We start from the raw sequence: 19473 nt of genomic DNA, 5'->3' as shown, positions 1-19473 counted from the left end.
CGACATCGTCTTCCTGGCGGATGGCGGGGGACTCAAGCAGGCCGCCCCGACCCCCATCGTCGGCGCCGACCAGGTGGCCCACCTGCTGAGCAGGCTCGCTCCCGCGGCCTCACTGCAGCCCGCGCACGTCAACGGCCACCCCGCACTGATCATCCGGGCCGACGGCCACGTCGACACCGTCATCACCGTACGTATCGACGACGGCCTCATCACCGGCCTCTACGCCGTACGCAACCCGGAGAAACTGTCACACATGGAGCGGGAGATCACTGTCACCCGCTGAACCCGCCGCTCACGCGGGGGAGAGGACCGCACCGGTACGGCGAATCACGTCGTAAGGCTCGGTCGCCCACCCGATCAACCGCCTGACGATCTCGTTCAGGCCGCGGCCGAGCGCGTACTCGACATGCGGCGGCACCTCGGCACACGCGGCACGGCCGATCAGCCCGGGGGAGAGGTCACAGTACGTAACCGACCGGCCGGCCGCACCGCAGCGGGAGGCAGACAGAGGGAGCGGCCGGCCGGTTGCCGGGCTCGCCGTACGTCCCCGGCTTCGGCGCCACACCAGCCGACGCGGGCGCGGGCCCGCTCATCGCGAGCACGCGAGCGCGAGCACCGGTCGGATCGTGGGAGACGGCGACGCCTCGAGACGCGAACCGGAGGAACCAGAGGAGTGGCCGAACCAGCCAACTTGACATAATGTACATTATCGAGCAACGCCGGAAGGGGCTGTGGCCTGGGATTCAGGTGCGCGTGACGCCCATGCCCGCGCGGTCACCGCGGCGGAGGCCGTCAGCCGAGTTCCTCGGCCAGCGCGACGACGATTCCCTCGGGCCCGCGCAGGTAGCAGAGCCGGTACGCGTCCTCGTACTGCACGACGTCGCCGACGAGTTCGGCGCCGTGAGCACGCAGGCGCGCGATGACCTCGTCGATGTCGTCGACGGCGAACATGATGCGGCGGATGCCCAGCGTGTTCGCCGGGGCGTCCCGCGGCACACCGGCGATCGCCTCCGGCGTGTGGTATTTCGCCAGCTCGATCCGCCCGTGGCCGTCCGGGGTGCGCATCATCGCGATGTCGACGCTCTGGTCGTCGAGCCCGACGAGGCGTGCCGCCCACGGCCCTTCGATCAGCGCCTTTCCCTCCAGCTCCATGCCGAGTTCCACGAAGAAGGCAATGGCGGCCTCCAGGTCGTCGACGACGATGCCGACGTTGTCCATGCGCTGGATCGTCACGGTGGTCCCTCCTCTGTCGCGGTCACGGGCACCCCTGGGACGGAGCCGGCGCCGAATCCTCGACACCCAGATCCAAGATCTTTCCTGCCGGACGTATACGCCTCCACGGATGCGACAAATGCCTCATCTATCCCTATACCGGACAGAAGGTGAATTCTGTCCGGTATAGGGAGTGATGTCCGCTCTTTCCATCGATGGCCGGATACTGACTGATCAGCCTCATGGTCCGCTTATGGTGCGACCATGAGCACCCACGACAGCGATCCGTTGCCTCAGGGAAGAGAACCCTTCGATCTCGCCGGCTACGTCCGGCGCACCAGAGGCCGTCCGTGCTTCATCTGCGCCATCCTGGCGGGCGCGCCCGGCTACGACCTTGAGCAGATCGTCTTCGAGGACGAGCACCACGTCGCTTTCCTGGATCGCTACCCCACGATGCCCGGCAAGGTCCTGGTGGCTCCCCGCGCCCACGTGGAGCATGCCGTCCGGGACCTTGACGAAGACGCCTACCTGCGGCTGATGCGGACGGTCCGCCGAGTCGCCCTGGCGGTCGAGGCGGTCGTCCCCTCCGAACGCACCTATCTGTTGTCCTTGGGCAGCCAACAGGGAAACGCCCACCTGCACTGGCATATCGCTCCCCTGCCTCCAGGAACTCCGTATGAGCAGCAGCAGTATCACGCTCTGATGACCGAGAACGGCGTGATTCCCTGGTCGGCGCAGCAGGCGGCCGACCTTGCCGGCCGCCTGCGCGCCGTCCTGTCCGAGGCCGGCGTGGACAGGTGACGACCGGCACGCGGTTGCCCAGTGCGCGTCGCTCCCCCGCAGCCCGGCCTGCTCACACGTGACGAGGCGGTGGGTTCAGGCGAGGTGCCGTTGGAAGAAGCGCAGTGAGCTGTCGATCTCGGACTCGGGGAGCTCGCCATGCCTGCCGGGGTTGGCGTGCAGGGTCTTGTCGGCCGAGGCGAAGGCGTCGAACAGTGCGAGGCCCTGGGCCCTCGGCACCCGTTCGTCGTCCCATTGCAGCAGGAACCGCACCGGCACGGTGACCCGTGCGGCGGCCTCGGCCGGCGCCGGCGCGCCGCCCAGGCCCAGCACCGCACACCGGATCCGGGGCTCGGCGGCGACGAACGGAACGCCGAGGCCGCATCCCAGCGACACGCCCCAGTAGCCCACCGGGCCGCCGCCGACGTGGTCGAGCCGGCGGAGCGCCCGGAGCACCGCCCGCCATTCCGGGACGGTCTGGCGGGCCACGAGCGCCTGGAAGGCGGCGATCAGCGGAGCGAGCTCCTCCCCCGCCGCCACGCGAGCCTGATTCTCAGTAGCGATCTTGTCGTACCTCTCGTCCGTCGGACGGTCGCCGTGGCCGGGCACGTCCACCGCGGCGACGGCGAAGCCGCCCTCGGTGACGTAGCGGTGCGCGCGGGCGAGGATGTCGGGGTCCTTCTTGTGCCGGCCGCCACCGTGGCACATCAGGATGAGAGGACGAGCGCCTGTGGCGTTTTCCGGTGTCCAGAGCACGCCGGGGAGTTCATCGAGGGTGAAGAGTTGTTCGGTGACGCCGCCGGACGACGTGCAGGAGATGAAGCGCACAGCGTTTCACGCCTTTCGAGGATGCCTTTTCGCGGGCACTCCCCTAGGCGATGAGAAGGAGGGAGTCCCGACCTGTCACAGCGTTGATCGGTCTCACCTCCCTGGTTCGCCGCGATGCGCGGTGACGGTGAACATATCATGGCAGGACGGGCCTGTCCCCCGCCATGTTGTGAACCGGGACGGATGCGATGTTGCCGCATTCCCGAGGTGGCGATAACGTGAGCTTCGTGACTGCCGGGTCGGCCATGGGCCACAAGCGAGTGAGGCACCCGGCCACGGCGTGAGGGCCGGGCGGGCGCGAGGCCCGCCGCATCTTCGACCTCGTGATCTGAAATTCTTTCGACCGCGTATCGGCGCGGCCTGTCGCGTCGGCGCAATTCGCCGCCGCGCCGTCTCCTATGCCGCCGCGCGCGTTTCCGTCATTCCTTCACCACCGCCTGCGCTGATGCGGCGAGGCGGTCGGTTCGCCATGCCCGGAAAAGCCCCGCATCAAGAAAGTCCGGCATCAAGAAAGTCCGGAACAAGAAAGCAGACAATGCCGCACGACTTCAATCAGCAGATCATCAAGGAATTCCGCGCCAACCGTGGCAAGGTGGGCGGCCCTTTCGAGGGGGCCAGGCTGCTCCTCCTGACCACCACCGGCGCACGTTCGGGGGTCCGCCGTACGGTCCCCCTGGGCTACCTGGATGACGAGGGAGGCCGGATGCTGGTCATCGCCTCGGCAGGCGGTGCGCCGCGCCACCCGGCCTGGTATCACAACCTGCGTGCCGATTCCCGCGTCACCGTGGAGACCGGCATCCTCACGATCGAGGCGGAGGCCGCCGTTCTGGAGGGCGAGGAACGCGATCGGCTGTTCGCCCGGGCGGTCGAAGCCGATGCCGGCTGGGCCGACTATGAGGTGCGGTCGGGCCGCGTGTTGCCCGTCGTGGCGTTGACCCCGCGCTCCGTTTCCTTCTCGGACCTGCCGGAAGGCGCCCCTTCGCCGCGTGACGGGGATCGTCTGCGCGTCGCTCAGGTCCCCGCCGCCTCCGGCGACCGCGCGGCCGTGATGACCGCGATGCAGTCCCTGTTCGCCGGTGCACCGGCGCTCGGTGGCGATGTGACGCCCGCGCTGGCGCACACCGGAGGCGTTCCGGGGCTGTGGGTCAGCGCGGCGGGAGGGTCGGCTGCCGGGGACGGCGTCACGCTGTACGTGCACGGAGGCGGTTTCGAGCGTGCCCAGCCGGCGCTGGAGCCTCTCATGGCCTGGCGGCTGTCGGAGGCCACCGGGCGTCCCGTGTTCAAGGTGGACCAGCGGCTGGCGCCCGCCCATCCGTATCCCGCCGCGTTGGACGACGTGGTGGCGGTGTATCGGAGCCTTTTGGAGCAGGGGGTGCCGGCCGATCGGGTCGTCGTGTGCGGCGAGTCGTCGGGCGGGACGCTCGTCCTGTCGGCGTTGCTGGCGCTCAAGGAGGCGGGTGATCCGCTGCCCGGTGCGGCGATCGCGGTCTCCCCGCTGACCGATCTGACCTTGTCGAGCCGGTCCCTGGACGTCAACGAGGGCGGGGATGTGATCGATCGCCGGGTGGCCGAACACGTCACCGTGCAGTATCTGGCCGGAGCGCCCGCCGATCGGGCGCCCCAGTCTCCGCTCCACGGGGATCTGCGCGGCCTGCCGTCGCTGCTGCTCGTGGCCGGGACCGCCGAGGTGCTGCTGGACGACACGCGGCGCTTCGCGGCGGCCGCCGCGGCCGCTGATGTCGACGTGACCGTGGACCTGTACGAGGGCATGCCGCATGCCTTCCATGCGAGCGTGATGGCGCAGGACCCGCCTGCTGTGGCCATGACGTTCCTGCGCCGTCTCGCGGACTGGGTCGCCGGCACCCGGGCGGGGAGGGCGAGGTGACGCCGATCCGCCCGTGAAGACGCCTCTGACCGCCCGATCGGGACGAGCCGGCATCGTTCCCGGCCGATCGGGCGGCCGGGGCTCGTCTCAGCCTGTGGGCATGCCGATCTGGCCGCGTTCGAGCAGGGAGCGCAGCGTGGCGAGGACCTGCCGGGTGGCCTCCCCCGGGGAGCCGTCGAGGGTGTCTGCGACCAGGTCGGCCAGCGCGCCGGTGACGGTGGCCTCCGCCGCGTCGGCGAGCCGCGTGCCGTCGTCGGTCAGGGCCAGCAGGGAGGAGCGGCGGTCGGCCGGGTTGGGCCGGCGGACGACCCATCCGCGTTGTTCGAGGCGGTCGACGCCCTTGCTGGTCGCGCCGATGCCGACGGCGAACTCGGCGGCGAGGTCCGCGACGCGGGACCCGGGGTGGTCGCGCAGATAGCGCAGGGCCTCGAACTGGGAGGTGACGATGCCGTGCCGTTCCCGCAGCCGGTCGTTGAGGGCGTTGTAGAGGCGTGTCTCGCATCGGACGAGATCGGAGAAGAAGCTCTGGAGGCCGGCTGGGTCCCCGTTCGATTTAGATGCCACGGCATATAGTGTACGGGCATCTACTTCTGGCGGGAGCACCCATGAGCAAGCAACAACGCGCCCGGATCGACGCGATACTGCGACGGCCACGGCCCGAAGGGCCCCGGTCGGTCGAGGCCCTCCGAGCCGGCTTCACGGCGCTGATGGCGCAGATGATCGTGCCGGACGCCGTTCGCGTCACGCCGACGACGCTCGGCGACCGGCCCGCACTGCATGTCGAGCCGGACGAGGAGCGCCGCGCCGGGACGATCCTCTACTTCCACGGCGGCGGCTGGGTTTTCGGATCCCCCGAGACCGCGCTGTCGCTGACGGGAAACCTGGTGGTCAGGACCGGCTTCGCGGCCTATTCGGTGGACTACCGGCTGGCCCCCGAACATCCGTTCCCTGCCGCGATCGACGACAGCGTGAGCGCCTACCGCGCCCTTCTCGACAGCGGGGAGGACCCCTCGGCCATCGCATTCGCCGGGGACTCCGCGGGCGGCGGGCTCGCGGTCACCACCTGTCTCGCCGCGCGTGACGCGGGTCTTCCGCTGCCCGCCGCCATCGTGGCGTTCTCCCCCGGCCTCGACGCCACCCGTACGGGCGAGAGCATGGACACCAAGGAGGGCATCGACCCGATCTTCACCCGGGAGGCCCTCGAACACACGGGGGCCATGTATCTCGGCGGGGCCGACCCGCGGCAGCCTCTGCTCAGCCCGGCCGTCCTCGCCGATCTGACCGGGTTTCCCCCGATGCTGCTTCAGGTGGGCACCAACGAGGTCCTGCTGGACGACTCCACGCGCCTGGCCGCGCGGGCCCGGGCGGCGGGAGTGGACGTGATCCTGGACGTCACCGCGGGCGTGCCGCATGTGTTCCAGTCGTTCGCCGGGGTCCTGGACGAGGCGGACGAGGCACTGGACCGGGCGGCCTTCTTCCTCGGCCAGCGCATCCGCGCCGGGGGCGTGCCGCGCGTGTTCTCCCCCGCCGGGAGCCGCTCGGCCGGGTCGTGATCGGCCGGGTCGTGATCAGCCGGGTCGTGATCAGTGGGTGTTCACGCCCGGTCGGCCGTCTGCGCGGGGGCGGACGCCGGCGCGTCGCCGAGGACGGGGCGGGTGGCCCTCCGGCGGGTGGCGAGGGTGAGGAGCAGCGAGGCCGCGGTGAGCGTCACGCCGAACCAGACGACGCTCGTGACGCCGAGGTGATCGGCGAACAGACCGCCGAACAGCGCGCCGAGTGCGATGGAGGTGTTGTACGCCATGGTGTTGAGCGACATGGCGGCTTCGAAGGTGTCGGGTGCGGCGGCCTGGGTGAGGTTGACCTGGGAGAGCTGGACGACGCCGAAGGAGACGCCCCAGAGCACCAGCGTGACGACCGCTCCTGCCTGCCCGTGCGCGATTGTGAGCAGCAGGAGCAACGACGTCACGAGTCCCGCGCAGCCGGCGATGAAGCTGCCTCTGAGGCTCTTGGTCACCGTGTAGCCGGCGACGAAGTTCCCGGCCGCGCCGCCAGCGCCGTACACCATCAGCGGCGCGGTGATGAAGAAGGGCGTGGCGGACGCGCTGTCCTCCAGGTAGGGGCGGACGAACGTGTACGCGCCGAAGTGGCCGAGCACGAAGAGCACGATGGTGAACAGCACCAGGCGCAGCGGCACGTTCTTCAGCGGGAGGCCGAAGACCTCTCGTACGGAGACCGCGTTCGTCGACGGCAGTGACAGGATGACGGTGACGACGGTGAGGAGGACCAGCGCGCTGAGGCCGGCCCAGATGAGGAAGGTGGTGCGCCAGCCGGTGAGGCTTTCCAGGACGGTTCCCAGCGGGATGCCCACGACGGCGGCGATCGAGATGCCGGACATCACGATCGCGGCGGCCCTGCTCGCGTGGCGTTCGGCGACGAGGCGCATGGCCATGCTCACGCCGATGGCCCAGAACACTCCGCTGGCGAAGCCCATGACGAGCCGGGTCGTCAGGACCAGCGGATAGTTCGGGGAGATCGCGGTGATCGTGTTTCCCACGGTCAGGATCGCCAGGAGCGTGGACAGCAGGACGCGCCGGTTGACGCGCCTGGTCCACGCCACGATGAAGGGCACGCCGAGCCCGGCGGAGACGCCGTACAGGGTGACCATGAGCCCGGCGGCGCCCACGGATATGCGCAGGCTCGTGCTCATCGGGGTGAGCAGGCCGACGGGCATCAGCTCGGTGGTGAGGAAGGCGAAGAGGCTGGCGGTGATCGCCGCGACGCCGAGCCATGCTCTGGCGGTCGAGTGCGGGTGTGTGCCTTGGGTGGCCATTGGTGTTCTTTCTGGTTGGTCGATCGCCTGCCGGCCGGGTGCGTCGTTCGGCCACGCGGCGCGGCGGGAGAGGAAGTCGGCGGCGCGGGGCCCGGTGGCCGCCGCCTTCAAGGGTGCGCGATCATCGATTGATGAGTCCAACACATAGTTTTCATCGACATCGATCGTTGTTCATCATGGTCGGGTGGAGCTGCAGCAACTGAGGTATGTCGTGGCGGTCGCGGAGACCAGGAACTTCACCCGGGCGGCCGAGCGCTGCCGTGTGGTGCAGTCGGCGCTCAGTCATCAGATCGCCGCGCTTGAGCGGGAGCTGGGCGCGCGGCTGTTCGAGCGGACCAGCCGGCGGGTGCGGCTGACGCCTGCCGGGGAGGCGTTCCTCACGGCGGCACGGGAGTGCCTGGAGGCCGCGGACCGCGCGCGGGCCGAGGTGGCGTCCGCCGCCGGGGAGATCCGCGGGCGGCTCGCCGTCGGCACCATCCCCACGGTGGCGGCCGTCGATCTGCCGGTCGCCCTGCGGGAGTATCGGCGGCGTTATCCGAGGGTGCGCATCACGCTCACGGCGGCGGGCAGCGACGAGCTGGTCGAGCGGGTGCGGCAGGGCGCCGTCGACGTCGCGTTCCTCGGCCTGCCGCCGCGTGCGGAGCCCAGGGGCGTCAGGAGTCGCCGTCTCGGTGGCGGCGAGCTGGTCGCGGTGGTCGCGCCCGACTATCACCGGGTGGAGACCGAGGCGGACCTGCGGGGGCTGGCGGACGAGCCGTTCATCGACTTCCGTGTCGGCGCGGCGGGCCGGGCGCAGTCGGACGAGGCGTTCGCGGCCGCGGGGGTGCGGCGTGAGGTGCCCTTCGAGGTGTCGTCCGCCGATCTCATGGTCGATCTCGTACGGCAGGGCCTCGGCGTGGGCATGCTTCCCGCCGCATACGCGCCGCGCTTTCCCGACCTGCGCGTCATCCGCCTCCGTGACGCTCCCACGCGGGTGGAGCACATGATCTGGGACAACCGGCCGTCTCCGGCGGCCACGGCCTTCCTTGAGCTGATCGACGCCGATCACTCCGCACTTTTGCCAGTTACATGATTACGCTCGAAGGCGGAGCGGCCTCGTCCTGCCCGGCGATCCCGACTTCCGCGCCGTCTTCGCGAGTTACATCGAGTGGGGCACCCGTCTCGCCCTGGCGAACCCCCAGCCGGGCGCCCGTCCCCCGCTGGGGCTGGGGTGTGGCCCCGCCCTGCTCCCCCGCCTCCTGATCCCAACCTTCTGATCCCACGTCGTGAGATCCTCGGCGGGTCACTCGGGCGGCACGCCGAGCTGGGACAGCAGTTCCATCTGGTCGAGATAGACGCGCATGCTGACGATCAACCCGTTTTCGACCGTGCAGACGTAGCAGGAGCGGATGTTCACCGGACGGCCCGTCGGCGGGATGACCTTGCCGCCCGGCCCCCGGTAAGGCCCCTTGTGGGTGCCGACGAACACGACCTCGTCGATCGTCGTGTCGTCGGTGTCGAACGACTCCAGGACCACGGTGTGCACGTCCGGGAACGCCGCCCAGAACTCCTCCAGGTAGGAGCCGAGTTCCTCGCGGCCCTCGGCGAGGCCTTCGGGGCTGAGGATGGCCGCGTCGGGGCTGACCGTGCTGAGCAGCGCGTCAATGTCATGCGCATTGAACGCGGCGTTGTATCTGTCGCGCACCCGGCGGGCTTCACCCACGATGTCGGCCCTCCCTTATCGGTGGATGCCCTGTGAGCGCGCCGCCGCGCCCGTCTCAGCGCAGTTTTTGCCGGGCCCTGTTCACGGCTGCCACTCATCGGGATCGTCCTCGGCTCGTACGGCGAAGCCGCCGCGGCCGTCGAAGACCACCGTACGGACGACGTCGAACCCATCCGACGATCGCGGGCGGCGCAGGCGTCTCACCGTGGCGTGGATGCCGACCTCGGGGACGCGGGCACGGCCGGGCCGTAGCGCGTTGCGCTCCAGGGACGCGGCGAGGTCGGGCTCGGTGGCCTGCCAGTCCGCCGCGTCCGCGACAAGACCCAGCAGCCGGTCGGGGCGGCCGGCCTCGTCGAGGAAAGCCTTCAGTCTGCTCTCGTCGCGGCCGGTGACCGCCACGCGGTGGCCGCGGCCGAGGAGCAGCCGCGCGGTGTGGGCGCCGATACCGCTGGTCGCGCCGGTGATCCGCACCATGGGTACAGTCGAAGGAATGGAATCTCTGTCCGGAGACCACACCGGTGATCCCGCCGGCAACCGTTCGGACATTCGCGACTTCCTGACCAGGGCCTCGGTCGCGATGCTCCGCGCCGAAGCGGGACGTGCACCACACGACCGGGCCCTGCGTGAGCTCGTCGGCGAGCTGTCCACGCTCAGCCTCGACTTCCGCACCATGTGGGCCAGTCACGACGTCCGGATCCGTCTCGAAGGCGGCAAGCGGCTGGACCATCCCGAAGCCGGCCGTCTGGAGATGACCTTCCGCTCCCTGAACCTGCCCCTGCCTCAACGGGCCGTCCACGAGCTGGTCATCTACACTGCCGAGCCGGGCACCCCCTCGGAGGACCGCCTCAAACTCCTCGCCGGTTGGACGGCGCCGCAGACCTCCCCCACACGATACGTCCGGTCGGGCGGGTGAGCATGGCCGTCCCGGAGCGCGGGGAGGAGGAGCTGACCGGCGGCGGGGTCAACCGGGTCGTCCGGGTGGGGGGCACGGTGCGCCGGCCGGCCCGCAGGTGGACGCCGGTGGTGCACGCCCTGCTGGGCCATCTGGCGGCGGCCGGGTTCGGCGGCGCGCCGAGAGCGTACGGGTGTGACGGTGAGGGCCGGGAGGTGCTGGAGTTCGTCCCGGGTGAGGTGCCGGACTATCCCCTGCCGGCGTACGTGATGACCGATGAGGCGCTGGCCGGGGCGGGGACGTTGCTGCGGGACTACCACGACGCGACGGTGGGGTTCGCGCCGCCGGAGGACGCCGAGTGGTACTTCCCGCCGCGCGCTCCGGCGGAGGTGGTCTGTCACGGTGACGTGGCGCCGTACAACTGCGTCTTCCGGGAGGGGCGGCCGGTGGCGTTCATCGACTTCGACACCGCGCATCCGGGGCCGCGGGTGTGGGATGTGGCCTATGCCGCGTACCGGTTCGTGCCGTTGCACGATCCGAGTCGTGATGAGAGTGCTCCCGGGGTGGCGGAGCAGGCGCGGCGGCTGCGGGTGTTCGCCGACGCCTACGGGCTCGGCGCGGCCGGCCGGGAGGCGCTGCCGCGGACGGCGCGGGCGCGGCTGGCGCATCTGGTGGCCCACATGCGTGCGGAGGCGGCGGCGGGTCATGAGGCGTTCGCCGCGCATGTCGCCGAGGGGCACGACCTGCTGTATCTCGCCGACAGCGCGCATGTCGCGCGTCACGAGGCGCTGTTGCTGTCGGCGCTGTCGCCGGAGGGGACGGGCGGCAGGGTGGGGATGTCGGCGGGGTAGAGCGACAGCAGCAGCCCGTACGGCTCGCCGCCGGGCGGTGGGGTGCGCCCGGGAGGGGGCGGGAGGTCGCGGAGGCGGGCGATGAGCGCGTCGGCCTCCTGCCGGGTGAGCCAGAGGTGGTTGAGCTGGGTGTGCTCGGGTTGTTCCGGCCGGGCGGGGAGCATCTCGGCGAGGGCGGCCCTGATGAGGAAGCCGGGGCCGGGTTCGGCGTCCTTGTGCAGCCGGAAGCCGCGGCTGACCAGGGCGAGGGTCTGTTCGGTGCCGCCGCGTACGTGCCGGGTGCCGGCGAGGCGGACGATGCCGGCCTCGCGCAGGACGCGGACGTGGTAGGCGATGGTGCCCTTGGCGGCTCCCAGTGCGGTGGCCAGTTCTCCCAGTGTGGCGGGGCGCTGGCGGAGCAGGTTGACGATGCGGTGACGGACGGGGTGGCCGAGTGCCTTGAACTGCTCGGGGGTGCGCAGCTCCAGGAGGCCGGGTTCGCCGCCGGGGCGCTCCCCCGTCGTCTTGTCGTCGTTCACGTAAGAAAGTGTCGAGGATGGTCGACGCTTTGACAAACCGGCGAGCCGCCCACCACAATCGCCGGACCGGAAGCGTCGAAAAATATCAACGCTTGTCACATGGAGGAAGCCGATGCCTCATTCGACGGCGCACGTCGTCACCGACAGACCCGAGCGCTACATCAAGCAGCTCGTGTCGCACATGAGCCACAAGGCGCGGGCCGTGCTCGGCGGCGACGGCCGCGCGGTCATCGAGGTGCGGTCCGGGCGGTGCGTGCTGCGGCCGCACGGCGGCGGACTGGAGATGATCGCGACCGCCGCCGACGCCGAGTCGCTGCTCGGCGTGCAGGACGTCGTCGCCCGTCACCTGCTGCGGTTCGCCACCCAGGAGGATCTCGTGGCCGACTGGTCGCCCCCGGTCGCGGGCGACGCGGCGTGGCACATGTCCCCCGTCGTGGACGACTACCTGCTCACCCACTGCTCCCCCGCCGACGATGTGCTCAACGACCTGGTGGTCAGGACGCGGGAGGAGACCGGCGGCGCGGCCGGGATGCAGGTCTCGCACGACGAGGGCGCCCTGCTGACGATGCTGGTGCGCCTGTCGGGCGCCCGCCTGGCCGTGGAGGTGGGGGTGTTCACCGGCTACTCCTCCATCTGCATCGCCCGGGGGCTGCCGCCGGACGGGCGGCTGCTGGCCTGCGACGTGAGCACGGAGTGGACGTCGATCGCCAGGAACTACTGGGAGCGCGCCGGTGTGGCCGACCGCGTCGACCTGCGGATCGGTCCGGCGCTGGAGACGCTGCGCGCGCTTCCCGCCGAGCCGGCCATCGGTTTCGCCTTCATCGACGCCGACAAGCAGAGCTACCCCGACTACTACGAAGAGGTGGTCACCCGCCTCACCCCGGGCGGGCTGGTCGTGGTGGACAACGTGTTCCAGGGCGGGCGCGTGTTCGACCCTGCCTTCCAGGGGGACGCGCAGGTGGCCGTACGCCGCCTGAACGAGACGATCGCGCGGGACAGCCGGGTGGAGTCGGTGATGCTGCCGGTGCGGGACGGGATCACGATCGCCCGGCGGATCGGCTGATCCGCAAGGGCGTGTGCGGGGTCAGCCGATCACGCGGGCGAGGAACTCCTCGTAGGTCGTCGGTGTCGCGGTCTCGGCATCACGCGGCTGGGTCATGACGATCCGGCGCTCGGCGACGTCGAGGGTCATGGCGGTGGTGCCGTCCGCCATGTGCGGGGAGAACCCGGCGGCGAGAAGACGCTCGCGCATGGCGGCGGCGTCGATCCGTTCGTAGCGCGCCCCAGGTCGTCCGACCGCCTGTCCGATCGCGGCGACGATCTCGTCGAGCGTGATGTCCCGGGGGCCCTGCAGTTCGAGCGTGCGGGTGCCGGCCCTGCGGCGCCCGGTGAGAAGATCCGCGGCGACGGCGCCGATGTCGGCCGTGGCGATGGCCGGGAGAGGGAGGTCCCCGGGGATGAGCCCGTGGGCGGTGCCGGTGGCCCGCACCTCTTCGATCATCGGCAGGGTGTTCTCCATGAACCATCCGGCCCGCAGGTGGGTCACCTCCACACCGGTCAGGGTGTCGAGCGCTTCTTCGAACGGCCGCAGCCCCCACACCGGGCCACGGGCACCGGCGTAGCTCGCGGCCCAGGCGCTCAGGCCGACGATCCGGGTGAGGCCGTCGAGATCGTCGAGCGCTTGACGATAAGCGCTGATCACGCGCCGCTGGTAGGCGGGGAAGTCAGTGCTGCCGGGGATGAGGCCGGGTGCGATCATGACGAACGCCGCGCGGGCATCGGCGAAGGCCTCCCGGAGGCCGTGGGGGTCGTCGGGGCGTACTTCGGCCGCTTCGGCGCCGCGCTCCGCGAATCGCTGAAGCCGGCCGCGGTCGCGGCCCAGCACCCGGATCCGGTGTCCGGCGGCGAGCAGTGCCTCGGCGACGGCGGAACCGGTGTTGCTGGTGGCGGATGCGACGACGATCATGAGTGCTCCTCGCGTATGGGATCTTCGATGCGTCGACGACCGGCGTGCGCGCGGGCCGGCGGTCAGCCGGCGGCGCGGGCGCCGAGAAGTGCGAGCCGGGCGGCCGAGGGCGTGCCCGCCTTGGCCGCTCTCACGATCAGACGCTGCCCCGGATCGTCGGGCAGGCGGAGAATCTCCTCGATGACGACTTGCCGGCCATCACCCCTCCATCATGTCTCGTCGCCCGGTGGCCTGGTCGCGCCCGGCACCCTGCTCGGCGGGGCCCGCGCCGCTCGCGCCGCGTGCCTGTCCATGTCGTGGTCAGGCACGCGACGGCGGCACGGCCTCGGCCCTGAGACGGCCGGGAGACGGGACGGGGACGGGACGGGGACGGCCCCGAGACGAGACGGCGCTCGTCCGGAAGGGCTGACTGTTCCATGGGGCGGGGCTTACGATCATCACATGTTCGGCTTGGGCACGGTCGAGGTGTTGGTCCTCGCTGTCATCGTGATCGCGCTTCTCGGTGTGGGTCTCGCGGCGGTGCGGGCCGGCGCACGCCCCGCCGGGCCGCTGGCCTGGCGCAGCCCGGGCCTGCTGCCGCCGGTCTCGGCCGACCTGCAGCACCGGGTGCGGGAGCTGTACGGCGAGAACAAGAAGATCGAGGCGATCAAGCTGATCCGCGAGCAGACCGGGCTCGGCCTGAAGGAGGCCAAGGACCTGGCCGAGGCCCTGGCCGCCGGACGGCCGCTGCCGGTGGCGCCGGGCCAGGCGCGGCCGGACCTGGCGTCGCGGGTGCGGGAGCTGAAGGCGGCCGGGCGTGGCGAGCAGGCGGTGTTCCTGGTGCGCGGCGAGACGGGCATGGGCCAGGCGGAGGCCGAGCGGTTCGTCGACGCGATCGACGTCACCGGCGCGGCCGGCGAGGCGTAGGAGACCCGCTACAACGGTGTCCGCTGTCGGTGCGGCTCGGTACGGTGTCGATCATGCTGCCCGTACAGGTGAACAGGCTGACCGTGCAGGAGGCCGGGGACCGCTATGTGGAGCTGGTCCGCGCCAAGACGGTGACCGGTGCGCTGTCGCCCGCCACGGCCGAGGTGTACGCGCGTGACGTGGCCACGTTCGTACGGCTGGCCGGGGCGGGCCGGGTGCTGGACGACCTGACCGGTGAGGACGTCGACGCGGTGCTGCTGGCCTTCGCCCGCAAGCCCGACGAGCGCAGGAAGCATGACGGACACGAGAAGAACACCGGGCAGAGCGCGGCGTCGCAGGCGAGGTTCCGCCGGTCGGTGTCGGCGTTGTTCCGGCACGCCACGTCGGCGGGCTGGGTGCATCTGGATCCGATGGCGGCCTCGTCGGTGCGGGCGCGCGAGCGGGGCGGGCTGCGGCCGGAGCGCCGCGCGCTGACCCGGGAGCAGGCCGAGGGGCTGATCGAGGCGGCGGCCTCGCCCGCCGCACCACCCGCGAAGGCGGCCGGTTCGGGGGCGGGGCGGCGCAGGCGGGCCGACCAGCGGACGGAGGTGCGCGACGCGCTGGTGGTGCTGCTGCTGACCACGCTGGGCCCCCGGGTGTCGGAGCTGGTGCGGGCCAACGTGGAGGACTTCTACACCAACGACGGGGTGCGTTACTGGCGCATCTTCGGCAAGGGCGGGCGCACCCGGGACGTTCCGCTGCCCGAGGCCGTCGCGGCGGCGCTCGACGCCTACCTGGCGGTGCGGGCCGGCGGGGACGGTGAGAAGGCGCTGCTGCTGTCGTGGCGGGGCAGGCGGCTGGCGCGGGGCGACGTGCAGGCCGTTATCGACCGGGTGCAGCGGCAGGTGGAACCCGGGCGGCGCCGGGCGGTGACGCCGCACGGGTTACGGCACACGACGGCGACGCACCTGCTGGCCGACGGCACGGACATGGACGCGGTGCGGCGGGTGCTGGGCCACAGCGACCTGTCGACGCTCGGCCGCTACCGCGACGACCTGCCCGGGGAGCTGGAGGTGGCGATGGGGTCGCACCCCCTGCTGCGCCGCCGGCGCGGCCGGGCCGTACGGGACGACCAGGCCGGGCCGGACACCTGACGCCGGGATGGTCAGGCGGTGCGCACGGGCCGGCGCGGGATGGTGCGCAGCGCCGCGGGGTCGCTGGAGTCGCTGTCGTGGACGCCACCGAGGCGGATCGTTCATCGGTCGTCCTCCAGGCCGATCATCAGGTGGGTGACCAGCCGCTCGGGCGGGGTGGTCGCGGGGTCGGAGACGTACGCCTCGCGGAGCGGGCCGGTGGGGGCGTGCCCGCGTTCGGCGCACCAGGCGAGCAGTGCGTGGGCGGTGAGCGGGATCTGGTCGTAGGGGCCGACGTGCGCGGCGACGGCGAACGTGCCGCCAGGCAGGGTCTCGGGGGCGGCGCCGGGCACCTGCGGCAGGCCGGTGCCGGTGAGGGCGACGGCGACGGGGATCAGCTCGCCGTAGTCGAGCGGGAACAGCCCGACGAAGGCGGGTGCCGGCGGCGCGGCGGCCAGCAGGCGGGCGACGCAGGCGGAGGTGGCGCGGCCGATGTCGCCGGGGGTGGCCACCAGGTCGCGGACGACGACCGCGGGGCGCGGCGGTTCGGTGACGAGGGTGACCTCGGCGCCGGGCAGGCCGGTGGCGAGGATGCGTTCGAGGCTTTCGAGGGTGCGCCTGCGGCGGGCGAGCTCGGCCTCCTGGTCGTCCCTGACCCGGGCGAGCGCGGCGGCCGCGGAGCCCGAAACGTCCGGTCCCCCGTCGTTGCCGGACAACACCTCCGCGATGACGGGCAGGGGCACGTCGAGGGAGCGCAGCAGGCCGATGACGAGCGCGTCGCGCGCCTGGGCGGCATGGTAGTAGCGGTAGCCGCTGGCGGGGTCGATCCAGGCGGGTTCGAGCAGCCCCATGGCGGCGTAGTGGCGCAGTTGCTTGACGCTGAGCCGGGCGAGGCGGGCGAACCGCCCGATCGACAGGAGGTCGTCGTTCACGTGCCCCAGCATGGCCTGTCTCCCCGTGTGAGGGTCCACGGCCGGATATCGCGCGGAAATCGCCGTGCCGGGTGTCGAGAATGTGCTGCCGGCTCCGTCCCAGGGACAGCAGCGGCCACGACAGGGCCGCCCGACGAAGGAGAAGCACGATGAAATACCTGATCCTCAAGCACTACCGGGGCGGCCCGGCCCCCGTCGTCGACTACGGGACGATGGACACCTGGACGCCGGAGGAGGTCGACGCGCACGTGCAGTTCATGCGTGACTTCGCGGCCCGCCTGGAGGAGACGGGCGAGTTCGTCGAGGGCCAGGCCCTGTCACCCGAGGGCGCGTTCGTACGGTATGACGGCGAGGGGCGCCCGCCGGTGACCGACGGCCCGTTCGCCGAGACCAAGGACCTCATCGCAGGCTGGATGGTCATCGACGTGGACTCCTGGGACCGCGCGGTGCAGCTCGCCGGGGAGCTGTCGGCCGCCCCCGGCCCCGGCGGCAAGCCGATCCACGAGTGGCTGGAGGTCCGGCCGTTCCTCGCCGAGCCGCCCACGGTCACCGAGTGAACGAGTCGCTGCTGCGGGAGCTGGTGCCCGCGGTGATCGGTGTCCTCGTCCGGCGCGGAGCCGACTTCGCCTCGGCCGAGGACGCCGTGCAGGAGGCCCTGATCCGGGCGCTGGACACCTGGCCCGCCGATCCCCCGCGCGATCCGAAGGCCTGGCTGGTCACGACCGCCTGGCACAGGTTCGTCGACGCCGCCCGCGCCGAGGCGTCGCGGCGGGGCCGGGAGCTGGCCGTGCAGGCCGAGCCTCCGTCCGGTCCCGCGCCCGCGACGGACGACACGCTGCGGCTGTACTTCCTGTGCGCGCACCCCACGCTGCCGCACAGCTCGGCCGTCGCCCTGACGCTGCGCGCGGTCGGCGGCCTGACCACGCGGCAGATCGCGGCGGCCCACCTCGTCCCCGAGGCGACCATGGCGCAGCGGATCAGCCGGGCCAAACGGCGGATCGCCGGGCTGCCGCTCGACCAGCCCGGCGATCTCGGGACGGTGCTGCGCGTGCTCTACCTGGTGTTCAACGAGGGGTACGGCGGAGACGTCGACCTGGCGGCCGAGGCGATCCGGCTGACCCGCCAGCTCGCCGCGCTGACCGGCGAGCCCGAGGTCGCCGGGCTTCTCGCGCTCATGCTGCTGCACCACGCGCGGCGGGCGTCGCGCACCGGCCCGGGAGGCCGTCTGGTGCCCCTCGCCGAGCAGGACCGGTCGCGCTGGGACACGGGCAAGATCGCCGAGGGGGTGGCGATCCTGCAGGCCGCGCTGGCCCGCGACCGGCTGGGCGAATACCAGGCGCAGGCCGCGATCGCCGCCCTGCACGCCGACGCCCGCAGCGCCGCCGAGACCGACTGGGTGCAGATCGTGGAGTGGTACGACGAGCTGCTGCGCCTGACCGGCAGCCCGGTGGTGCGGCTCAACCGCGCGGTGGCGGTCGGCGAGGCCGACGGGCCGCACGCGGGCCTGGCGGCGCTGGACGGCGTGGATCCCGGTCTGCCGCGCTACGCCGCGGTGACGGCCTACCTGCACGAACGCGCCGGCGATCTCCCGCTGGCCGCCGAGCTGTACGCCGAGGCCGCCCGCGCCGCCACCAGCGTGCCGGAGCGCGACCACCTCACGCGGCAGGCCGCGCGGGTGCGGCGGCTGCTCCGGCAGTGAGCACCCTCGGCGAGCACCGCCGGGGGCTCCGCGCGCCCCCGGCGGCGTGTGTTCACGGTCCGGCGCCGGGCGGAGATCCGCACGAGGGAGGGGATGACCCCGGTGGCCACAGGCACGACCGCCACGGCGGGGATTCCGCGCGGCGGCGGATCCGGGTTGACCCTCACGTAACGAGAGGCCGCAGGCTTGGCCCCGGAAGGGAGGAGAGCCCATGGGCTACTCGGTCGGCCAGGTCGCCCGCTTCGCCGGGATCACCGTGCGGACGCTGCACCACTACGACGAGATCGGGCTGCTGCGGCCCAGCGAGCGCACCGCCGCCGGATACCGGCGCTACAGCGAGGCGGACCTCGACCGGCTGCAGCAGGTGCTGTTCTACCGGGAGCTCGGGTTCTCCCTGGAGGAGATCGCCGTCGTCCTCGACGACCCGGGCACCGACCCGGTGACCCACCTGCGCCGCCAGCACGAGCTGCTGCGGCGCAGGATCGGGCGGCTGGAGGCGATGGCGGCGGCGGTCGAACGTGCCATGGAGGCGAGGAAGATGGGGATTTCCCTCACGCCGGAGGAGCGGTTCGAGGTGTTCGGCGACTTCGATCCCGCGCAGTACGCCGAGGAGGCGGAGGAACGCTGGGGCGGCACCGGCGCGTTCGAGCAGAGCCGCCGCCGGACGGCCCGCTACACCAAGGACGACTGGCGGGCCATCACGGCGGAGACCGGCGAGGTGCTGCAGGCGTTCGCGGCGGCCTTCACCGAGGGAGAGCCCGCGGACGGCGAGCGCGCTATGGACCTGGCCGAACGGCACCGCGCGCACATCACCCGCTGGTTCTACGACTGCACCTACGAGATCCACAAGGGTCTCGGGGAGATGTACGTGGCCGACCCGCGGTTCGCGGCCAACTACGAACGGCTCGCCGAGGGCCTGAGCCACTGGGTCCGCGACGCCATCCACGCCAACGCGGCGCGGCACGCCTGACCCCGGGGTCCGGCCAAAAGATCCAGGGAGGGGTCGATCCAGACAGGGGTCGATTCAGGGAGGGGTCGATTCAGGGAGGGGTCGATTCAGGGAGGGGTCGATTCAGGGAGGGGTCACAGCACGGCGGCCAGCGAACCGGTCATCAGGTGGCGCCACCCGCCGTCCATGATGGAGCGGGCCCGCCGCTGCATCTCGTTGCCGGGATCGAAGCCCTCGTGCGTGAGGAACAGCCGGGTGCCCCGGCCTTCGGGTTCGAGCGTCCAGGTGATCGTCCAGTCGGCGCCGGCGGGGCTGGCCGGGTCGGCGTCGCGCCAGCCCAGGCGGAGCATGTGTTCGGGCTCGAAGGCCAGCACCTCGGCCTGGACGGTGGCGGCTGGACGGTGCCGGAGA

The 19473-nt window shown here is 71.8% G+C and carries 22 protein-coding genes and 1 pseudogene; 13 read left to right on the top strand and 10 right to left on the bottom strand.

Features of this window, described 5'->3' with window-relative positions:
- Window positions 1-283, top strand: a pseudogene (locus HCK04_RS35565) (RNA polymerase subunit sigma-24); the annotation flags it as partial.
- 509 nt (window positions 284-792) lie between these two features.
- Here HCK04_RS35565 and HCK04_RS35560 read toward each other — a convergent pair.
- Window positions 793-1218: a VOC family protein gene (locus HCK04_RS35560; RefSeq protein WP_168066530.1), complete on the bottom strand. Its 426-nt coding sequence runs from the start codon at window positions 1216-1218 to the stop codon at window positions 793-795.
- A 258-nt stretch (window positions 1219-1476) separates the two neighbouring features.
- On the opposite strand from HCK04_RS35560, the gene HCK04_RS35555 reads away from it, so the two are divergent.
- Complete coding sequence (locus HCK04_RS35555) at window positions 1477-2013, top strand: HIT family protein (protein WP_142651736.1); 537 nt, start codon at window positions 1477-1479, stop codon at window positions 2011-2013.
- Between the two features lie 75 nt (window positions 2014-2088).
- Here HCK04_RS35555 and HCK04_RS35550 read toward each other — a convergent pair whose 3' ends face one another.
- A complete protein-coding gene (locus HCK04_RS35550) occupies window positions 2089-2820 on the bottom strand; it encodes an alpha/beta fold hydrolase (protein WP_142651735.1) in 732 nt (243 codons plus the stop codon).
- Window positions 2821-3289: 469 nt separating this feature from the next.
- Here HCK04_RS35550 and HCK04_RS35545 point away from each other — a divergent pair, with 469 nt between their 5' ends.
- On the top strand, window positions 3290-4705 hold the full coding sequence (locus HCK04_RS35545) for a nitroreductase/quinone reductase family protein (protein ID WP_240972123.1): 1416 nt from the start codon (window positions 3290-3292) through the stop codon (window positions 4703-4705).
- 87 nt (window positions 4706-4792) lie between these two features.
- On the opposite strand, the gene HCK04_RS35540 is transcribed toward HCK04_RS35545, so the two are convergent.
- The gene (locus HCK04_RS35540; RefSeq protein ID WP_142651733.1) at window positions 4793-5269 is read right to left on the bottom strand and encodes a MarR family winged helix-turn-helix transcriptional regulator; all 477 of its coding nucleotides are present in this window, start codon (window positions 5267-5269) and stop codon (window positions 4793-4795) included.
- A gap of 41 nt (window positions 5270-5310) precedes the next feature.
- Between HCK04_RS35540 and HCK04_RS35535 the strand changes: the two genes are divergently transcribed.
- Window positions 5311-6258 carry an alpha/beta hydrolase gene (locus HCK04_RS35535; RefSeq protein WP_142651732.1) on the top strand — a complete coding sequence of 316 codons (948 nt, stop codon included), beginning with the start codon at window positions 5311-5313 and terminating at the stop codon, window positions 6256-6258.
- Window positions 6259-6299: 41 nt separating this feature from the next.
- Here the strand turns inward: HCK04_RS35535 and HCK04_RS35530 are convergent, their stop codons facing one another.
- Window positions 6300-7535, bottom strand: a complete 1236-nt coding sequence (locus HCK04_RS35530; RefSeq protein WP_142651731.1) for an MFS transporter — start codon at window positions 7533-7535, stop codon at window positions 6300-6302.
- 184 nt (window positions 7536-7719) lie between these two features.
- Between HCK04_RS35530 and HCK04_RS35525 the strand changes: the two genes are divergently transcribed.
- Entirely contained in the window at window positions 7720-8607 is an 888-nt protein-coding gene (locus HCK04_RS35525) for a LysR family transcriptional regulator (protein WP_142651730.1), read from the top strand.
- A 210-nt stretch (window positions 8608-8817) separates the two neighbouring features.
- Here the strand turns inward: HCK04_RS35525 and HCK04_RS35515 are convergent, their stop codons facing one another.
- On the bottom strand, window positions 8818-9237 hold the full coding sequence (locus HCK04_RS35515; protein WP_168066528.1) for an ester cyclase: 420 nt from the start codon (window positions 9235-9237) through the stop codon (window positions 8818-8820).
- 81 nt (window positions 9238-9318) lie between these two features.
- A complete protein-coding gene (locus tag HCK04_RS43120; protein WP_240972122.1) occupies window positions 9319-9711 on the bottom strand; it encodes an SDR family NAD(P)-dependent oxidoreductase in 393 nt (130 codons plus the stop codon).
- 16 nt (window positions 9712-9727) lie between these two features.
- Between HCK04_RS43120 and HCK04_RS35500 the strand changes: the two genes are divergently transcribed.
- Both HCK04_RS35500 and HCK04_RS35495 read left to right on the top strand, forming a co-directional pair.
- Window positions 9728-10150 (top strand): hypothetical protein, encoded by a 423-nt coding sequence (locus tag HCK04_RS35500; protein ID WP_240972121.1) that lies wholly within the window; start codon window positions 9728-9730, stop codon window positions 10148-10150.
- 2 nt (window positions 10151-10152) lie between these two features.
- Window positions 10153-10980, top strand: coding sequence for an aminoglycoside phosphotransferase family protein (locus tag HCK04_RS35495; protein WP_185949100.1), 828 nt, complete (start codon window positions 10153-10155; stop codon window positions 10978-10980).
- Here the strand turns inward: HCK04_RS35495 and HCK04_RS35490 are convergent.
- Entirely contained in the window at window positions 10908-11498 is a 591-nt protein-coding gene (locus HCK04_RS35490) for a transcriptional regulator (RefSeq protein ID WP_185949099.1), read from the bottom strand. The two genes, HCK04_RS35495 and HCK04_RS35490, sit on opposite strands and share 73 nt — an antisense overlap.
- Window positions 11499-11610: 112 nt before the next feature.
- Here HCK04_RS35490 and HCK04_RS35485 point away from each other — a divergent pair, with 112 nt between their 5' ends.
- Window positions 11611-12561 carry a DUF2218 domain-containing protein gene (locus tag HCK04_RS35485; protein ID WP_142651728.1) on the top strand — a complete coding sequence of 317 codons (951 nt, stop codon included), beginning with the start codon at window positions 11611-11613 and terminating at the stop codon, window positions 12559-12561.
- Between the two features lie 21 nt (window positions 12562-12582).
- Here HCK04_RS35485 and HCK04_RS35480 read toward each other — a convergent pair whose 3' ends face one another.
- Window positions 12583-13464: an NmrA family NAD(P)-binding protein gene (locus tag HCK04_RS35480; RefSeq protein ID WP_142651727.1), complete on the bottom strand. Its 882-nt coding sequence runs from the start codon at window positions 13462-13464 to the stop codon at window positions 12583-12585.
- 441 nt (window positions 13465-13905) lie between these two features.
- Between HCK04_RS35480 and HCK04_RS35475 the strand changes: the two genes are divergently transcribed.
- Together HCK04_RS35475 and HCK04_RS35470 are read left to right on the top strand one after the other, a co-directional pair.
- Window positions 13906-14370, top strand: a complete 465-nt coding sequence (locus HCK04_RS35475; RefSeq protein ID WP_142651726.1) for a ribosomal protein L7/L12 — start codon at window positions 13906-13908, stop codon at window positions 14368-14370.
- A gap of 53 nt (window positions 14371-14423) precedes the next feature.
- Window positions 14424-15503 carry a tyrosine-type recombinase/integrase gene (locus tag HCK04_RS35470; RefSeq protein WP_142651725.1) on the top strand — a complete coding sequence of 360 codons (1080 nt, stop codon included), beginning with the start codon at window positions 14424-14426 and terminating at the stop codon, window positions 15501-15503.
- Window positions 15504-15604: 101 nt separating this feature from the next.
- Here the strand turns inward: HCK04_RS35470 and HCK04_RS43920 are convergent, their stop codons facing one another.
- Complete coding sequence (locus HCK04_RS43920) at window positions 15605-16414, bottom strand: MerR family transcriptional regulator (RefSeq protein ID WP_261985984.1); 810 nt, start codon at window positions 16412-16414, stop codon at window positions 15605-15607.
- A 149-nt stretch (window positions 16415-16563) separates the two neighbouring features.
- Between HCK04_RS43920 and HCK04_RS35460 the strand changes: the two genes are divergently transcribed.
- From HCK04_RS35460 to HCK04_RS35450, 3 genes are all read left to right on the top strand, one after another.
- Entirely contained in the window at window positions 16564-16971 is a 408-nt protein-coding gene (locus HCK04_RS35460; protein WP_142651723.1) for a YciI family protein, read from the top strand.
- On the top strand, window positions 16968-18113 hold the full coding sequence (locus tag HCK04_RS35455; protein WP_142651722.1) for a DUF6596 domain-containing protein: 1146 nt from the start codon (window positions 16968-16970) through the stop codon (window positions 18111-18113). Before HCK04_RS35460 ends, HCK04_RS35455 begins: the two co-directional genes overlap by 4 nt.
- Before the next feature lie 211 nt (window positions 18114-18324).
- Window positions 18325-19083: a MerR family transcriptional regulator gene (locus HCK04_RS35450; RefSeq protein ID WP_142651721.1), complete on the top strand. Its 759-nt coding sequence runs from the start codon at window positions 18325-18327 to the stop codon at window positions 19081-19083.
- A 113-nt stretch (window positions 19084-19196) separates the two neighbouring features.
- Here HCK04_RS35450 and HCK04_RS43915 read toward each other — a convergent pair whose 3' ends face one another.
- On the bottom strand, window positions 19197-19412 hold the full coding sequence (locus HCK04_RS43915) for an SRPBCC domain-containing protein (protein WP_260617525.1): 216 nt from the start codon (window positions 19410-19412) through the stop codon (window positions 19197-19199).
- Between the last annotated feature and the right edge of the window lie 61 nt (window positions 19413-19473).

The sequence above is a fragment of the Microbispora sp. CL1-1 genome, from assembly GCF_012034195.1.
GTDB lineage: Bacteria > Actinomycetota > Actinomycetes > Streptosporangiales > Streptosporangiaceae > Microbispora.
This window is presented reverse-complemented; position numbering and strand designations above follow the sequence as displayed.

What these genes read in the sequence shown, in the direction of transcription:
- HCK04_RS35560 (WP_168066530.1), bottom strand. Translation starts at nt 1,218, where the DNA reads ATGGACAACGTCGGCATCGTCGTCGACGACCTGGAGGCCGCCATTGCC.
- HCK04_RS35555 (WP_142651736.1), top strand. Translation starts at nt 1,477, where the DNA reads ATGAGCACCCACGACAGCGATCCGTTGCCTCAGGGAAGAGAACCCTTC.
- HCK04_RS35545 (WP_240972123.1), top strand. Translation starts at nt 3,290, where the DNA reads ATGCCCGGAAAAGCCCCGCATCAAGAAAGTCCGGCATCAAGAAAGTCC.
- HCK04_RS35535 (WP_142651732.1), top strand. Translation starts at nt 5,311, where the DNA reads ATGAGCAAGCAACAACGCGCCCGGATCGACGCGATACTGCGACGGCCA.
- HCK04_RS35530 (WP_142651731.1), bottom strand. Translation starts at nt 7,535, where the DNA reads ATGGCCACCCAAGGCACACACCCGCACTCGACCGCCAGAGCATGGCTC.
- HCK04_RS43120 (WP_240972122.1), bottom strand. Translation starts at nt 9,711, where the DNA reads ATGGTGCGGATCACCGGCGCGACCAGCGGTATCGGCGCCCACACCGCG.
- HCK04_RS35500 (WP_240972121.1), top strand. Translation starts at nt 9,728, where the DNA reads ATGGAATCTCTGTCCGGAGACCACACCGGTGATCCCGCCGGCAACCGT.
- HCK04_RS35495 (WP_185949100.1), top strand. Translation starts at nt 10,153, where the DNA reads ATGGCCGTCCCGGAGCGCGGGGAGGAGGAGCTGACCGGCGGCGGGGTC.
- HCK04_RS35485 (WP_142651728.1), top strand. Translation starts at nt 11,611, where the DNA reads ATGCCTCATTCGACGGCGCACGTCGTCACCGACAGACCCGAGCGCTAC.
- HCK04_RS35480 (WP_142651727.1), bottom strand. Translation starts at nt 13,464, where the DNA reads ATGATCGTCGTCGCATCCGCCACCAGCAACACCGGTTCCGCCGTCGCC.
- HCK04_RS35475 (WP_142651726.1), top strand. Translation starts at nt 13,906, where the DNA reads ATGTTCGGCTTGGGCACGGTCGAGGTGTTGGTCCTCGCTGTCATCGTG.
- HCK04_RS35470 (WP_142651725.1), top strand. Translation starts at nt 14,424, where the DNA reads ATGCTGCCCGTACAGGTGAACAGGCTGACCGTGCAGGAGGCCGGGGAC.
- HCK04_RS35460 (WP_142651723.1), top strand. Translation starts at nt 16,564, where the DNA reads ATGAAATACCTGATCCTCAAGCACTACCGGGGCGGCCCGGCCCCCGTC.
- HCK04_RS35450 (WP_142651721.1), top strand. Translation starts at nt 18,325, where the DNA reads ATGGGCTACTCGGTCGGCCAGGTCGCCCGCTTCGCCGGGATCACCGTG.
- HCK04_RS43915 (WP_260617525.1), bottom strand. Translation starts at nt 19,412, where the DNA reads ATGCTCCGCCTGGGCTGGCGCGACGCCGACCCGGCCAGCCCCGCCGGC.